Source organism: Nostoc sp., from assembly GCF_036917195.1.
Taxonomy (GTDB): domain Bacteria; phylum Cyanobacteriota; class Cyanobacteriia; order Cyanobacteriales; family Nostocaceae; genus Nostoc.
The window spans coordinates 44,002-60,271 of the sequence record NZ_JBALDG010000068.1 but is presented as its reverse complement, the minus strand read 5'-3'; the positions used below and the strand labels follow the sequence as shown (position 1 = coordinate 60,271).

Annotated in this window: 13 protein-coding genes and 1 pseudogene; 7 read left to right on the top strand and 7 right to left on the bottom strand. The window is 40.5% G+C overall.

The genetic code is table 11. The annotated features are described in order from the left end of the window. Window positions 1-109: 109 nt before the first annotated feature. Window positions 110-328, bottom strand: a pseudogene (locus tag V7K40_RS22565) (transposase); the annotation flags it as partial. Between the two features lie 158 nt (window positions 329-486). Between V7K40_RS22565 and V7K40_RS22560 the strand changes: the two are divergent. Then, on the top strand, window positions 487-750 hold the full coding sequence (locus V7K40_RS22560; RefSeq protein ID WP_069070640.1) for a DUF3146 family protein: 264 nt from the start codon (window positions 487-489) through the stop codon (window positions 748-750). A 33-nt stretch (window positions 751-783) separates the two neighbouring features. Here V7K40_RS22560 and V7K40_RS22555 read toward each other — a convergent pair whose 3' ends face one another. From V7K40_RS22555 to ntcA, 3 genes are all read right to left on the bottom strand, one after another. Beyond that, on the bottom strand, window positions 784-1,239 hold the full coding sequence (locus V7K40_RS22555) for a pre-16S rRNA-processing nuclease YqgF (RefSeq protein ID WP_334963638.1): 456 nt from the start codon (window positions 1,237-1,239) through the stop codon (window positions 784-786). Window positions 1,240-1,384: 145 nt separating this feature from the next. Further along, entirely contained in the window at window positions 1,385-2,875 is a 1,491-nt protein-coding gene (locus tag V7K40_RS22550) for a DUF3084 domain-containing protein (RefSeq protein WP_334963636.1), read from the bottom strand. 168 nt (window positions 2,876-3,043) lie between these two features. After that, window positions 3,044-3,715, bottom strand: a complete 672-nt coding sequence (ntcA, locus tag V7K40_RS22545; RefSeq protein ID WP_010998529.1) for a global nitrogen regulator NtcA — start codon at window positions 3,713-3,715, stop codon at window positions 3,044-3,046. 380 nt (window positions 3,716-4,095) lie between these two features. On the opposite strand from ntcA, the gene fabI reads away from it, so the two are divergent. The 4 genes from fabI to V7K40_RS22525 all read left to right on the top strand — a co-directional run bounded on the left by fabI (window position 4,096) and on the right by V7K40_RS22525 (window position 8,436). Beyond that, window positions 4,096-4,872, top strand: a complete 777-nt coding sequence (gene fabI, locus V7K40_RS22540) for an enoyl-ACP reductase FabI (RefSeq protein WP_334963634.1) — start codon at window positions 4,096-4,098, stop codon at window positions 4,870-4,872. Between the two features lie 67 nt (window positions 4,873-4,939). Continuing rightward, complete coding sequence (hisB, locus tag V7K40_RS22535) at window positions 4,940-5,581, top strand: imidazoleglycerol-phosphate dehydratase HisB (RefSeq protein WP_334963632.1); 642 nt, start codon at window positions 4,940-4,942, stop codon at window positions 5,579-5,581. Window positions 5,582-5,734: 153 nt separating this feature from the next. Continuing rightward, complete coding sequence (locus V7K40_RS22530) at window positions 5,735-6,718, top strand: ABC transporter ATP-binding protein (RefSeq protein WP_334963630.1); 984 nt, start codon at window positions 5,735-5,737, stop codon at window positions 6,716-6,718. Between the two features lie 239 nt (window positions 6,719-6,957). Then, window positions 6,958-8,436: an SLBB domain-containing protein gene (locus tag V7K40_RS22525; RefSeq protein WP_334963628.1), complete on the top strand. Its 1,479-nt coding sequence runs from the start codon at window positions 6,958-6,960 to the stop codon at window positions 8,434-8,436. 652 nt (window positions 8,437-9,088) lie between these two features. Here V7K40_RS22525 and V7K40_RS22520 read toward each other — a convergent pair. Both V7K40_RS22520 and V7K40_RS22515 read right to left on the bottom strand, forming a co-directional pair. Next, window positions 9,089-9,337: a hypothetical protein gene (locus V7K40_RS22520; RefSeq protein WP_334955866.1), complete on the bottom strand. Its 249-nt coding sequence runs from the start codon at window positions 9,335-9,337 to the stop codon at window positions 9,089-9,091. A gap of 72 nt (window positions 9,338-9,409) precedes the next feature. Then, window positions 9,410-10,228 (bottom strand): ISH3 family transposase, encoded by an 819-nt coding sequence (locus V7K40_RS22515; RefSeq protein WP_334963626.1) that lies wholly within the window; start codon window positions 10,226-10,228, stop codon window positions 9,410-9,412. A 160-nt stretch (window positions 10,229-10,388) separates the two neighbouring features. On the opposite strand from V7K40_RS22515, the gene V7K40_RS22510 reads away from it, so the two are divergent. Then, window positions 10,389-10,520, top strand: coding sequence for a hypothetical protein (locus V7K40_RS22510; RefSeq protein ID WP_334963624.1), 132 nt, complete (start codon window positions 10,389-10,391; stop codon window positions 10,518-10,520). Window positions 10,521-11,344: 824 nt separating this feature from the next. Next, window positions 11,345-12,703 carry a right-handed parallel beta-helix repeat-containing protein gene (locus V7K40_RS22505; protein ID WP_334963622.1) on the top strand — a complete coding sequence of 453 codons (1,359 nt, stop codon included), beginning with the start codon at window positions 11,345-11,347 and terminating at the stop codon, window positions 12,701-12,703. A gap of 1,187 nt (window positions 12,704-13,890) precedes the next feature. Here the strand turns inward: V7K40_RS22505 and V7K40_RS22500 are convergent. Continuing rightward, window positions 13,891-16,119: a polysaccharide biosynthesis tyrosine autokinase gene (locus tag V7K40_RS22500; protein ID WP_334963620.1), complete on the bottom strand. Its 2,229-nt coding sequence runs from the start codon at window positions 16,117-16,119 to the stop codon at window positions 13,891-13,893. Window positions 16,120-16,270: the final 151 nt, after the last annotated feature.

Sequence of the window (16,270 nt, the reverse complement as noted above, 5' to 3'; positions counted from 1 at the left end):
AAATATTAAGCAAGATTATTCTCAGGACGTGCCGCTGTGCCCTGAGACTGAAGTCACAGATAACCGACTTCTTTGAGATGTCTATTTAAGCTATGTTTGGTAATTGACAAGCAACAGACTGTCGAGCCATTGAGTTAAGTTCATTAGGCAAAAGTAATTTCTGAGCTAATACTGCACAGTATTTATTGAGGTCGTATCTGCCCACATTTTTGTTATCTATCCAGTAACGTAAGCACTTATTTGGGATAAATTGCGATGTCAGAATAGCATTGTCAATCGCACTATACTGCTTGTCTTTCCCTTTGCATTTAAACTCGTAAACTATCATGGCTCGACCTTTGTTTAGCACAATATTATGTTACCGTAGATTACATAAGATGTGTGATCAGGGTAAGATAAATCAGACGAATAAATTTGCCATTGGTGCTACATCCCCGTCTTTTCAAAGCAAAGATGTAGTCCTATTGAAAGTTCTTATAAAGCATTGTGAGTGCAAAACGTCTGCCAGAAACCATTGCCCATGTCAGAATTACTCGCCAATCCTGGCAACACGGCTTCCTTGAGGGTGAAGTGAGTGCAGGTGAGTTCGAGTGGCATTTCCAGTGGCATTTTCGCCGGGGAGAACTTGCCGTCAAGCCTTCCCAAGGCCGCGCCTTAATCAAAGAACCCCTCGGTCGATTTTTGGAGCAACAAGATTATCAGTTAGAGCCTGGAGGAGATTATGCCTTTACTATTCGGGCGGAACTTTAAAAGTTACGAGTTTGGAGTTCATGATGTAATTCCTCACTCCTGACTGCTGAGTGCTGATTCCGTGAGGCGATTTAAGTATCTTTCAATTAGGAGGATGGCAACAATGTCATCTATCGGCCTTGGTGGCTGTCGCAGACCCTGCGGCAATAGCTTTATTAGCCCTTTGGGCGGGAACATTTGCCAATAGCGATCGCGTGCTTCTAAGGTTGTGTAGCGCTCATCCACTAAAATGATATTCAGCGGTTCTGTCAATTCCTGATATAATTTCTGTCTCCACTGCTTGGCTGTAGTTTGGTCTCCGATGACCATCAAGGAAATCGGAAACTTTTGACGCAGTGTCTCAATGGTAGTGATCGCCTCTTTTGCTAGTACGACCTGATGATAATGCAGTTGTCGATCCAGTCCCATCACCGCTAAACCACACTTATCTCGACCTGGATCAAACCCCAAAATAACTGGTTGCGTTGGTGAAAATTTACGGAAAATCATAATAAATTAAAAATTAAAAATTAAGAATTAGAAACGTTTGCATAGCATTTCGTAGAGAAGAAATGCAATCACAGGAAGTATTTTAGCTGCTGTTCAAATATGTTTAAATCTTACTAATAACAGTGTGCAAATATTTTTTTATTTTTTAAGTACTAAAAATGATTTGTCCGTTTACTATTGCCACTAATTTTACTCTCAATGGCCCGGCTGTATAAGTGTCCTCTGCTGCAATCGCTTTGACTTCCAATGGTTGATTATACTGTCTTAATTGGGTTACAAAGCGCAGAAAAGTCCCTTCTACTTGGACATTTTCCACAATTCCGGCATTCCGGGCCCGAAATTGGGAAGCAGAAATCAGTATTTCCAGCCGCTGCTGTAACTGATAGGATGTCATGGTTTTGGAATCGGTAGTAGTTGTGGCCAGCACTGCGCCTCCCGAAAAAACCAATTGGTTCCGGGCTGTATCGGCAAAAAATTCTATCTGCTTTTCTCCCCTGACGTAATTACCAGCCGAGAAAATTCGTACCACGTATTCTCGACCATCCTCAATCTGCTTGCTCAATTGCTCAACCCTTTCCTGGGTGACGCGTAGTAGCTCTACATTTGCCGGATTTGTACCAGGCTCACTTAATTCGAGGTTGGCGTTGCGATTGGCTTCTTGTAAAAGTTCTACCACTGCCTGATGAGCAGCAGCAGGTTGGGTAACACGAACTACACCAGCAGACAGAACTTGACCGCGAACTAAGGCTAGCTTACCTAGACGCAGGTCGCGGTAGGACTGATAATATTTTTCCAGCCTTGCAACTTCCAGTTCTAGTTGGTCCTGTTGCGCTTCCAATTCTTTGAGGCGCGATTCCCGTTTGGCAATCACTTGCTCTCGCGCCGTAATTTCTACATTCCGCTTTTGAATTAGTTGATCGAGCTGGACGATTTTTTGATCGCGCACTTCTATCGCTTCTTGACGGTTAGCAAGTTCGCGATCGCGTTTTTCAATAGCTGTTTTAGCTTCGTCAATCGCTTTTTTAGCTTCAGCGTACAATCGTTGACGTTCTGTCTTCAGTAGTTCTACTGCCGCCTGTAGCTCCTTTCTCTGATTGTAAACGCTTTGGAGTTCAGTTATGGCTTTTTGGTACTGAGTTACAACTTGTTCTAGCTGACCTTGAGTCCGTTGGAGTTGAGTTTGGGTTTGAGCTTGTTGATTAATGGTGCGATTCAACTGAGCTTGTGTTTGGCGTTGTTTGGCATTCGCCGCCTGCAAATATTGATTGATTACCTGCAAGTCTTGTTGTGCTTTTGCTTGGGCAATTCTTGCTTGGTTTAGCTCACTCTCTACCTGACTTTTCTGAGTTTCTGCGGTTTTTAGCTGTTCCCGCTTCTGCCTGAGGTCTGTTTGAATATCCTCTAATTCAAAGACTCCCTTTCGCAAGCCTTCGTCAGCAGTGAATAAAATCCCTAAAGTTGATGCTGAAATCAAACCACCAGTAAAAATTGTTACCAGTACAGCAGTGTTTTTCGGACGAAGATTAAAAAGTGAGAGGCGGGCTTTGCCAACTCGTGTGCCGATGCGATCGCCCACGGTTGCAATTACGCCTCCCAGAATTAAAATTGCTGCGATGAGGATGTATCCGGTGGTCATCTTTAGCTACCGAAATCCTTCCAGATACAGCCTACTACTTTTAACCATTGTCTGGAAAGAAGTGGAAATTGGCAATAGCTGAAATTACTCAATTTTAGATTTACCTCTAGCTATTAGTGTCATTTTTCAAAATACAACACGCGCCGATTCCCCTTTCTCCAATTGCATTTATGTGAATTGCCTACTTAAGGTAACAGGTTTGTGCACAGTAATCTTCTTTTTGTGGATAGAAATCATCTTTTTTTCACGCAAATCCCCCAGTAGCCTAGTGACAGTAACACGAGTTGAACCAATTGCCTCTGCGATCGCTTGATGAGATAACTTCAGATCAATAGTGATCCCATCTGCACAAGGAACCCCAAAATCCCGACAAAGAATTAACAAAAAACTCACCAACCTGGAACCCATATCTCGGTGAGCGAGAGTTTCAATCATCATCTCTGTCTGTAAAATGCGCGAAGACAGACCTCGCAGCATTAACATTGATAATTCTGGATTTTCCTTGAGTGCTTGCTCCACTTGTTCAATTGGTGCTGACAGTAATTCCACAGGGGTAAATGCAACCGCATGGTAAAACCTATCCGATTTATTTCCTGTCAGCAATGACAATACACCAAAAACACTATTTTCTCGCAGCAGTGCTACCGTTATTTCCTCTCCTGCCTCGTACACCCTGGAAAGTTTAACAGCACCTTTCAAAAGAAAATAAACTCGTTCGGCAGGATCGCCAGGAAAAAAGATCGTTTTATTGCGTTCAAACGTTTCCACAACTGGCGGAAACGCCCCGGTCGCCATCTGACGAAATACATTTGCTAGGGCTTTATCTTGTGTCACGATCATCTCCCTTCCCCTACCCAATGCCGGAAAAACAAAAACTGATTACCTAAGAATACACCTGAAAAATGAATAAAGCACCGTCAACCTTTCTGTACTTTCCTATACTCAAACTAATCGCTTCATAACTCTTTGTTTATAATGATACATAATTGTTGATCCTTTCAGCTACTAGTTCTTGATAAGTAGTTCCAATAGCTGTATTAAAAAGGGTTTTTTAAAGAACAAATAAAGATATCTTGAGAATATCTTTAGGAAAAATCAAGAATTTTGTCACAGGAAACACCCTTACCAATATTCATTTTTGCAAATCCTATGTAAAACAAAGACAAAACGTGCCTCAGATTCTAGTATGCTCCTAATGATCGATCGCATTAATAATTTCTATGCTGAATCTGACTGGAAAAAATGCTCTTGTTACAGGTATTGCCAATAACCGCTCGATCGCCTGGGGCATCGCCCAACAGCTGCATAAAGCTGGAGCAAACCTGGGTATTACCTACCTGCCAGATGAACGCGGCAAGATGGAGAAAAAAGTTGCGGAATTGGTAGAACCCCTCAACCCCAGCTTATTTCTTCCTTGTAATGTTCAAAATGACGAACAGATCCAATCTACCTTTGAGACAATCCGCGATCAATGGGGGAAGCTAGACATCCTCATCCATTGTCTTGCCTTTGCTAGCAAAGACGATTTGAGTGGAGATTTTAGCCACACCTCTCGTTCTGGCTTCAACACCGCCTTAGAAATCAGTACCTACTCGCTGGTGCAGTTAAGTGGTGCAGCGAAACCTTTGATGACAGAGGGAGGTAGTATCGTCACCCTGACATTTTTAGGCGGTGTCAAGGCAATCCCTAACTATAACGTTATGGGAATTGCCAAGGCGGGGTTAGAAATTAGTGTGCGTTACCTAGCCGCTGAACTAGGGCTGCAAAATATCCGCGTCAATGCCATCTCCGCAGGCCCCATCCGCACTTTGGCATCTTCAGCAGTGGGCGGGATTTTGGATATGATTCATCATGTAGAAGAAGTAGCTCCCTTACGACGCACCGTCACTCAGTTAGAAGTGGGCAATGCTGCGGCTTTCTTGTGTAGTGATTTGTCCAGCGGCATTACCGGACAAATTCTGTATGTAGATGCAGGATATGAAATTATGGGAATGTGACGCGATAAAGTGAGGAGTTAAGAGTTAAAAATTCATAACTCCTAACTTCTAACTCTTTCCACTCCCCATGCAAACAACCAATCGCCAAGTTAATTCAAACTACGACCAGTCAACTAAAACCCCTCGGATTGCCACTGTTCACCGCACCACTGGTGAAACCGATGTGCAAGTTACCATCAACCTGGATGGTAGAGGAACTTGCACCGCAGCAACTGGCATTCCGTTTTTGGATCATATGTTGCATCAAATTGCCTCCCACGGGCTGATTGATATAGATGTGCAAGCCACGGGAGACTGGGAAATTGATGACCACCATACCAACGAAGATGTAGGCATTACCTTGGGCCAAGCTTTGAACCAAGCACTAGGCGACAGAAAAGGTATTGTCCGCTTTGGTAATTTTCTCGCACCATTGGATGAAGCCTTAGTTCAGGTAGCGCTAGACTTTTCCGGACGCCCTCACCTCAGCTACGGCTTGCAAATTCCTAGCCAACGCGTAGGAACCTATGACACCCAACTGGTGCGTGAATTCTTTATGGCACTGGTGAACCATAGCCAAATGACACTGCATATTCGGCAACTGGATGGCATTAATTCCCATCACATTATTGAAGCAACATTTAAGGCGTTTGCGAGGGCAACCCGGTTGGCAGTGGAAATTGACTCCCGTCGGGCTGGTGTAATTCCCAGTTCTAAAGGCATTTTGTAAAGTTAGCCAGAATTACTTACCAGGACTGACATTTATAGTATTAATTCAGCTACTCTGTTTGCGATAATTGACACACTGCTTAGTGATGGTTATTATCAGCCTATCGGGTAACTTGTAATTAATACCAAGCTGGTAAAAAGCGATTTAATCGAGATGAAGTCTGTTGCAGATGACCCTGATTCTCAACTTAATCCGACAGAAACTCCGCCAGTAGTCCTAACTTCTGAGTTGCGAAAAGTCTATCGCACTGGTTTTTGGCTAAATCAAAAAATTGTATCTCTCAAAAACTGTTCTTTAACGGTTTATAAAGGGGAAACCTTTGGGTTGCTGGGGCCAAATGGTGCGGGTAAAACCACCCTTTTAAAATTGTTGCTGGGAATTATTCGTCCTACCTCTGGACGGGGATTATTATTGGGTGAGCCAGTAGGCGATCGCAATGTTAAGCAACATATCGGCTATCTGCCGGAAAATCCCTATTTGTATGACTATCTCACTGGCTGGGAATTTTTGCAGCTAGCAGCTGGGCTATTCCAAATTCCCAAAAGTGTCCAACGCCAACGCATTCCCCAACTGTTGGAATTAGTGGGTTTATCCCAAGCCGATGCCCGCAAAAAAGTACTGCGCCGCTATTCCAAAGGAATGCTACAGCGTGTTGGCATGGCACAGGCGCTAATTAACGAGCCAGATTTGGTTTTTCTTGATGAACCGATGTCTGGTCTTGATCCTGTGGGACGCTACCAAATGCGGGAAATTATCCTGGCGCTAAAAGCCGCTGGTAAGACGATTTTTTTCAACAGCCACATTCTTAGTGAAGTAGAACAGATTTGCGATCGCATTGCCATCCTCGCTCAAGGTGAATTAATTTGCTCTGGTTCCCTTAATGAACTCTTAGGCACAAAAAACACATATCACGTCAAAGGCCAAGGTGGTGACTGGGAAATTCTCAAAAAATGGATACCTACTCTCAGATTTGAATCAGATGGTTCTTGGCAAGGTGCACTACAAGACGATCACTATGATTTTCTCGCCAGTCTTCGTCTCATGGAGGGTAAAATTATTGCCATGAACTTGTCGCGTTACTCCCTAGAAGAGTTTTTTATTCAACAAATCGAAACAAAAAATAACTCACTGAATTAGTGTTGTTGCTTATTGCAAAGTAGGAAATTTTAGGTGTTTAAAATTGCTATATCCATCAAGCAAAGTTAACTTTAAATTAACTTCACTAAAAATTCAAATTCAATCAACAAATTTCCTCCGGGAAATCACACTTTTCGAGGAAAATAAGAGTGTCGGGGAACTTGAATACTTAGGTATAGTCCAAATAAAAATGTTTAGACAGTACATTATTGATCGTAGTTTTAGAGTCTCAAGTAAATATGCTTAACAGAAGTTTGTTTAAATTCCTAACTCAGCCAGTTGTGGGTGTGGCTTTGTTAACTGCTGTCAATGCCGCTGTGCCATGTATCAGTTTAGCTCAGGGACAACCATTACCACCAACTACACTTTCACCAACCACACAAACACAAATAGATACTAATTATTCATTAGGAGGCGGCGATCGCATCCGTGTAAATGTATTTGAAGTACCTGAATATACAGGTGAATACCAAATTCCCCCAGGTGGAGCAATCAACCTGCCTTTAATTGGCAGCGTGTCAGTCCTCGGTCTAACAACTGAACAGGCTGCTGACGAAATTGCTAGAAGATATGCTCGCTTCCTCAAACGTCCCTTAATCTCAATCAATTTGTTATCGCCTCGTCCCATCAATGTTTTCGTTGCTGGAGAGGTGACACGTCCAGGAGCTTACACTCTCAGCTTGAGCGGAGGCGCGGGAGATAATCCAGGCGTACAATACCCCACAGTATTAACTGCATTGACAACAGCACAGGGGGTAACCCTAGCTGCGGATGTGACTCAAGTTCAATTAAGGCGTAAAATAGGACGCTCCTCAGAGCAAGCCGTCAGTGTCAATTTGAAGGAACTCATTCAAACAGGTAGATTATCACAGGATATTACCTTGCGGGATGGAGACACCATAGTTGTCCCAACAGCAACCAACTTCAACGTGGCAGAATCCCGCAATCTGTTTGCATCTAACTTTGCCGCTAGCCAAACCACACCCCGCACAGTAACAATTATTGGTGAAGTTAACCGTCCCGGTTCCTATCTTGTCACCCCAGGTAACACAGATGCCCAGGGGAACGCAACCCCTAACACCGTTAACAGTGGCACTGCCAATCCCGCTGGTCTACCAAATGTGACGCGGGTAATTCAACTAGCAGGGGGAATTACAGCACAGGCTGATGTTCGTAATCTTAGGCTACGCCGGCCTACACGATCCGGCTCAGAACAAGCTATAGATATTAATCTTTGGCAATTATTGCAGAGTGGTGACGCCAATCAAGACATCATTGTGCAAGACGGAGATACAATTGTTATTCCGACGGCTACTGAAATCAACCCCGCAGAAGCTACTCAATTAGCTACCACTACTCTGTCTCCTACACGCATTCAAGTTGGTGTGGTAGGCGAAGTTAAAAAACCAGGCTTAACAGACGTTCAGCCAAATAGCTCTTTAAATCAAGCTATACTCGCTGCTGGCGGATTTAATGATGCCAGAGCTAGTAGTAAGGCTGTTGATTTGATTCGCCTTAACCCCAATGGTTCTGTCACTAAACGTATAGTAAAAGTGGATTTCTCTGCTGGGATTAATGAGCAAACTAATCCTATACTCCGTAATAATGATGTTGTGGTAGTCAACCGATCTGGTTCAGCTAAGACTGGCGATACCATAAGCACTATAACTGGACCTCTAGGTGTTATCTTTAGTCTTTTGAATTTGATCGGACTTTAGTTTAAAGTACAGATGTGAATTGGGGGCGTTGGTCAACCCCCTCTGTCCCTCAAATTACACTATCTATGAGTCAAAGCTTAATAGTCAAGAGTTAATATAACCCTGCTTAATCATTGATGAGAGAGAAAAAAGCTGAAAAGTTTATAACTACGTACTTTTAACAAGAAAGAATTCAGGAGTCAAGAGTCAGGAGCGAGAATTCAGAATTGAATTCTGTGCGACTGGTGAGGCAGCGCGGTCTTCTCCCTATAGCCCTTCTCAAGACAGGAGACGCTCTTGCGTTCGGGCATCCTACGGCAGGCGTTAGCGTCTCCGTCAGAAGAAAGGTGGATGAATAAACGGGTTAAGTCCGCCACCAAATTTTCTTGTTTTGTGGTCAACTTTGGTAGTAGTGGGTCTGAATCCCCCACGCTCATTAATTCTGCATTCAGAATCAATCTCCATATTTTCTTAAGATTTGATTTGGATTGCTATGAAAAATAACTTTCTTATTTATTCATAATGGGACTATTAAATTCAGTAGACCGAAAAGTTCTGCGATTACTAAAAAATAGTAGTCCGTGATACCGTTTTTCCAAAAAAGTGCAAAAGCTGAAAGACTTGGATAAATAATAATTTTAGCTTATTAATAAACTCCAAAAACCAACAAACATCAGCCGGACGCTAAATAAACTTCGCAGGCTACCCCATAGTTGCGGTCTACTGCTTGACGTAAAAATTCAAGCATCTGTTTGAGAGTAAATAGGTGAGAAAAAACTTGTCTAGTACTTCTTTTTAAACGGCTGATATAATGCCATACTAGATAAATCCAAACATTAATAATTAAGAATGCCAAAGCTATAAATAAAAGCCGAATGGTGGGATTTTTAATAGTAGTTTTGATTCCACATTGGTTTTTCATCCGATAACTACTCTCAATCCCGAAACGTAGACGATAGTCATCATGTATAAGCTGCAAAGTTAATTTAACTTTCTAGACAGCGTAAACAAAAAATTCCCGCCCATGCTCTCGTCTTTTACCATTTTTATATGTGCAAACTATCCACACTGGAAAAGTTACTGAACCATATTTATCACTGTTTAAAGTGTAACTGGTTTTGCAACTCCGCTGACCTCTAATTAATTGTTTAGTTCCACCATGTTTGCCTCGGATAATAGCTGGCATTTCAAATGAAATATCCAAAGCTTGCAACCATCTGATTACAGGTACACAGAAGAACTCCCTATCTAAATATAATCGTTCAATTCTCAGGTTTAATGGCTCAATTATTGCTAAAAGATAAGTGATAATTGCAACCAAAGTATTCTGTTGTTGAACAGCTTTAATGGCTAAAGTTACTCTTTTATGTTTTTTAATGACATAGACAGTAGCATAAGCATAAAATGAACTTGTACCATTTTTCCCTTGACTTCTATAAATATATGGTGCTTCTAATGATGATGGCTCACCATAATATGGAATTAAGTTAAAGTCGATGGCAATTTTCTGTTGCCCTTGTCGTATACCTCTTGGCAAGCGGCTTTGGAGTGCTTTATTTAAAGCCTCTTCTAATGAAGGAAGGTGTGAATATTTCTCCAAATGGTAACGAATATCATTACTGGTCGGAACATTTTTTAGGACTTTAGTAGTGTTTTCAATACTATCCCTCTGCCTGGCAGCCCGAATTAAAATTTCAAAAATATTTTGTTGTTCACACTTACCTTGAGTCTGAATTGTCAGATTCTCCGTTAAACAGTTAACTACTTCATTCAAGGTTTTACTATCAGTTAGAACTAGGGTAGTTACAGTCATAGCTTGCACCAGATATTTCTCTGGCTCAATCTTCCCGCAACTCCTTGACAAAATTCCTGAAATAGCAGCAAAACATGGTTATGGTGCGAGGTTTGCTCTGATCTCTTGGCTGATTTATTAGCTTTACTTATGTTTCCACTTGAAAGAAAGACATGAGATAATGGTATCTAAAAGCACTAGCTTTTCGCAAAAATCCACTGGAGCAGGTATTCTTGACAGAGCGATCGCAGAAGTTTTCGGTCTACTGAAATTAACTCTTGTACTGCCTTTTGAGGGCAAGAATAAGCGATAGAGCCGTACTCTTGTAGAGAAGCAAGCTACACAAAGCGTCTCTTATTCCAAAGAAAAAGCTTTTGGTTTACTGAGAATAGCCGTTCTGGTACTCCTACAGACAAGCAAGCTACGCGCCGCCTCGACCACAAAAGAAGACAAGACTAGGGTACAGAACTGGTTTGCCTTTCGGATCGCTTACTCAAAAATTGTATTTTCTATCAACATCTGAAGATAGTTTTAGGTACTATTACTCATTTACAAATCCTGTAGACCTAAAGTCATCACTGAAAATTATTAATCTGCCATTGATAGGCTATTTCAAACTTTGTTTTAATTACTCTAATTTTTTATGATAATGAGAATCATTTAAAAGTTAAAGGCGATAATTATAGTATATACCTTTATTTTAGTCACTTTTTGATTATTATTATCATAAGAATTATTTAAGTAAATTAACTGATTGATGACAGATATACTATCTTAACCATAGATACGCGTATACACAGTACAATGATGTCGAATTGGAAATGATGGCATTTGTACAGTTGCTTCGTGTCCATTTATTGGGTATCTCTGGATACTGATAATTTTCCTTCAGTACTTTTACCAGAGATGTGCCAGTTTTTGGAAAACGAGCTAAAAAGGCTTTTCAGCCATATTTACGTGGAAATTCTCAGGTGGTAACCTAATAAACCATGTATAAACTTAACAAACGGCAGTTACACTACCAGATCCAATATTGAGTTATTTACTAAGGCTAGAGCTACTGACCGTTGACGATTCAGTTTTTGCAACATACCCTATTTTTTCCCTATGATCATTCACGGTTTCGGTTTTCTCAGTTTGAGCGCATCTCTTGTACTTCCCTGGGCATTAACAGGTCTGGTTGCAGGAGAGAGAATAACAGAGTCTTTAGCTAAAGATGTTCGTCAGTCATTCACTGATCAGGAAATCCCACTACCAAGCCGCAAGCTGATCAGTGCTGTTTCAACTAAGACAACATACTATGTTAGTAGTAACGGAAACGACAAAAATAGCGGACTCTCTACCTCATCCGCGTTTAAGACACTTGAAAGGGCAGCAAACCTGACTGACCCTGGGGATACAGTACTCATTATGAATGGAGTATACAAGAATACAAGTAAAGTTGGAACAGTACTAGATATTAAACGCTCTGGAAGGGCAAATGCATGGATTACGTATAAAGCATATCCTGGACATCGGCCGAAACTTCAGAGCAATGGATGGCATGGAGTTTCGATTTCCAATGGAGCGTCATATATTGAGGTAAACGGGCTGGAGGTTGTAGGGAACAATAGCAATATAACCCTTGCTTATGCTCAAAGTCAGAAGAATAACAAATCAAACCCGCTGACGAATGGAAACTGCGTTACTATAGATGGAAAAAACAATCGTCTCACCCACCATATACGTATTCTTAATAACAAGGTACACGATTGTGGAGGTGGAGGTATTGGAATGATGGAATCGGACTATGTAACAGTGGATAATAACGAGGTGTTTAATAATGCTTGGTACTCAGTTTTCGCCTGTAGTGGTATTGGGGTGGTCACCTCTCGGAATTATGACAACAGCCAAAATTACAAGATAGTTGTGACCAGAAACAAGGTCTATAACAATAAAATGTTAATTCCCTGGTATCAGAATAAAAGGATTCAAGACGGTAATGGCATTATTGTTGATAGTAACAGAAGGTTTGGGTATAAAGGACGTATTTTGATTGCAAACAATATCTCATATAAAAATGGTGGTTCGGGCATTCATACTTATGAAAGCGAACATGTAGATATTGTTCACAACACAGCTTATCTGAATAACCAGACTCCAGTAATTAATTACGGGCAAATCATGAGTAATCATTCAGGTGATATCAAAGTTTTCAATAACATCCTTTATTCTGCGCGTAACAGACCAATAAGCTCAATAAATCAAAGTCCCACCAGTACTTTTAACTATAACCTTTACAACAATAATGGTTCTAGTCAAATTGCTCTCGGGCCTAATGATATTATGGCAGATCCACAATTTATTAATGCCTCGACTGGTGACTTTAGACTGAAAAAGACGAGTCCGGCAATCAATAAAGGTTTTAAGTGGAATAATTTAAAAACTGATGCTCTAGGCAACCCTCGTGTGTATGGTTCAGCCTCCGATAGAGGGGCATATGAAATGCGGTATTAGTTAACAATGCCCTTTGCCAATTTAGGAAGATTGACATAAAACAAAACTGGATGATGCGTGCCTATTGTTGCCATCAAGTAAAAAACTGATTCAATAAAACCCTGTATGGTTTTTATGGAAGGAATTTTTACTGTCCTATCTGCATGCACTGCGGTTGTATGTTTTGTTTAACACTCAAGCACACACTTACCTTAGGTCGTTTTAGCAAATAGTTAAACCTACTTTGGCAAAGGTATTGGGTAAATAGTATGGCATAGGGTTGTATGGCAAAATCCTGATTTTTAGAAGGTTTTTGTCTACAACCCGTTGTTGTAACCCACATTCCGAACCTGATATAAAACCTTGATTTTAATGCTATAGCATAAATGAGAGGGCGGTAGAACCAAATTAGATATAGTCTCTTTATGGGACTTAGACAAAAAATACCCAATAATTGAACCTCAAATCTATATACAGATGGACTTTGACATCGTTTTGCTTGGTTTATTGATATATCTGGGTTTTGGCTATTTTTGAGCATTTGGTATATTTACCTTACTCTGCACGGGTTTGAGGCTTGTTTTTTCCTCAAAAATGTTTAAGTCCTGTTAATTGCTATTTAAAAAGTTACGTTTTTCCATAACAGATATCAGATAAATCAATTACCTAGATGCTTGTAGGATAATTTATTTTCTAGAAGTCCCTTAGCTCAACTTTATCCATTTTTCCGAATTGCAATGCCTATGGCAAGCTGATAAAAAGTGTTTAATTATCCTTTGAAACCTTCATCCATCTGTAACTATGACTTTATCAATGTCACCCAAATCAGTCACATTGGAAAAAACCTTGTATGACAAGCTAGAATTTTTGTCGTAAGGATTCAGGTGTTTAAAACCCAGTCATAGAGCTAGTTTCAAAATTTACTTTGGCTTATTAACATCCCCTTAGTCGCAATAAACCACGGAAATCTAGGCGTTAGGTAATTATTATTGAGAATACCAAATTGTAACTAATCCCCGGAAGGCGTTATCAGGAAACGATTGTAGACATTTTGCTATGACCTGAATCCTTACTTTTTGTCAAATAATAAGGCGACGTTATTTGATTTGGATAAAGTCGAGATAAACAATCTGGGGTCAGAGGAACTACGAAATTCTAGTCAATGGTTTATTGATATGTCTTTTAGTAGCCCCTAAACTTTGGAGATTTTACTTTTTTGCAAGTCCCTTAAGTTCTTTTGTCAACTCCCTTGGTTTAAAATATTCATGCTCATGATATAAATAAATACTAGAATCATTTTTATCAATGATTCCATTTACGACTAAACCTAAGACGTTGTAATTGGATCTCTCTAATATCTCTTGAGCAGCGTTAGCACTATTAGAATCAATTACCCCAGGTCTAGCTACTAACAAAATCCCATCAGTCATTTGGCTTAAAGTCAAAGCATCGGCTGCCAAAAGGAGGGGAGGAGCATCAATAATTACAAAATCATAGTTATTTTGAGATGAGAAATTTTCAATTAATGATGCCATCCGTTTTGAGTCAAGCAAAGCAAGTGGGTTGGGAGGTCTAACTCCAGCAGTTAAGACATCGAGATTATCCATTACCTTAGATACAGTAATGTCAAATTCAGCCTGACCTATAAGAACCTCGCTCAAACCAACTGCATTGGTTAGTTGCCAGAGATGATGCTGAGAAGGAACTCGCATATCTGCATCAATTAGTAAAACTTTACGTCCTAGTTGAGCGATCGCTGCTGCCAAATTAGCTGAAACTGTAGACTTGCCTTCTTTAGGAACTGCGCTAGTTACCACGATAGTTTTGAGCACTTTATCTGAACTCAGGAATTTCAGATTGGCTTGAATCATCCGGTACATTTCGCTTGTTAAAGAGTGGGGCGTATCTCTGACAGCAATTGTTTGAACTGTTGACTCTGAATTTGAATAACGAGAGCGAATTTTTTTAACAGACAAAGGAACAATTCCCAGCAAAGTATATCCAAATACATCTCTGACTTCCTTAAGTGTTTTCAGAGATCTATCTCTCATTCCTAGAAAGAGAACAGTTGTAGTGGCCAAAAATAAACCGAACATCACTCCTAGCACTAAAACCACAACTTTTTTGCCTTCTACTGGCTTATTGGGGACTAAAGCCTGAGCAATAATCCGCGAGCTGGCTGTATTTGTATTCTCAACTAACTGTAATTCCTGAACCTTTTTTAATAGAGTTTGATATGTTGATTCTGCAACATCAACTTTCCGTTCTAACTCCCGCTGATTTTGTGCTAACTGGGGTATGATTTTCACTCGCTGTTCGTAGGTAGAACGGGAATTATTTAGAGAGGAAAGTCTTTTAATTAAGCCAAAGCGCTGTATTTCTGACTGGAGAAAATTTTCGATCAGGTTTTGTCTGAGTTCTCCAATCTGCAATAGGTTCTGCGGAATTTGTGTTTGATTGCCAACAGTCTGACCAATTTGCTGTTGCAGGAGAGATTTTAAGCTAGCTTTTTTTGCTACTAAGTTAACAATTACGGGGTTGTCATCTAGGAAACGGCTACGCTCAATCGCTAGCTGTTGGTCGGTTTCTTGAAGTTGTGTAAGAATTCCCTGGACTGCAGGTGACTGACTGAGGGCACTCACAGCGATCGCTTGCTGAGAATTTAGCTCTACTTTCTGGCGCAGTTCACTGGTTTGGGCGTTTACCTCATCCAGTTGAGCCTTAACAGTATCCATCTCATTGTCTAGATTTCCAATAGTCGTAACGGCTGACTTTGTCTCCTCTGATAGATCTGCTATCCGATGCTTCTGTTTAAATATACGAAGTGCTACTTCTGCATTATTAACAGCCTCTTGAGTTTTAGGAAGCTGCTTGGCAATAAATTGACGAGTTGCTGCTGCCTCAGAGCGATTTGTTATAATATCATTTTCTAAATAAAGCCTCATGATTGTGTTGACCACTGCCGCTGATTGTTCGGGGTCACGGCTGGTATAGCTAACTCGTAATACATCTGTGCCGCCAACAATTTTCATTACCACAGATTTTCGTAGTTTTTCTACTTCCAGAGGTTTACCTTCTTGGTCTTTAAGTCGTAGTTTGTCTATTACCTGCTGCAATAAAGTAGGTGAAGAAATAACTTCAATTTGAGTGTTTATAGGATTTTGAGTTGCTAGTAGGGATTTTAAATCTCCTGGATCTCCTCCTTCACCGTTACTAGGCAAAAGATTAGATCCTACTACTTTAAAAGAAGGAATTCTAAATAACAGTTTTCCTTCAGCTTCATAGGATGGCTTCATAAATTGTGTAGCTATAGCACTGAGCATAACTGTAGCTGCAAATATTGCAGTAGCAGGTAGCCACCATCGTTTCAAGATCAATAAGTAACGACTAAGGTCTAAATCAATAGATTCTCTAGATTCCATAGATTTTTCCAACATAAATCTTCCAAAGTACAGATATTAAGCAAGAAACTAAAAATTGACTTAGACAATGCACAAACCATTGCAATTGACAAGACTGATGCGATTTGACAATATGACAATAGTATAGACTATCTAAGTTACAAATTTAGTTCCCATTCTGACACCA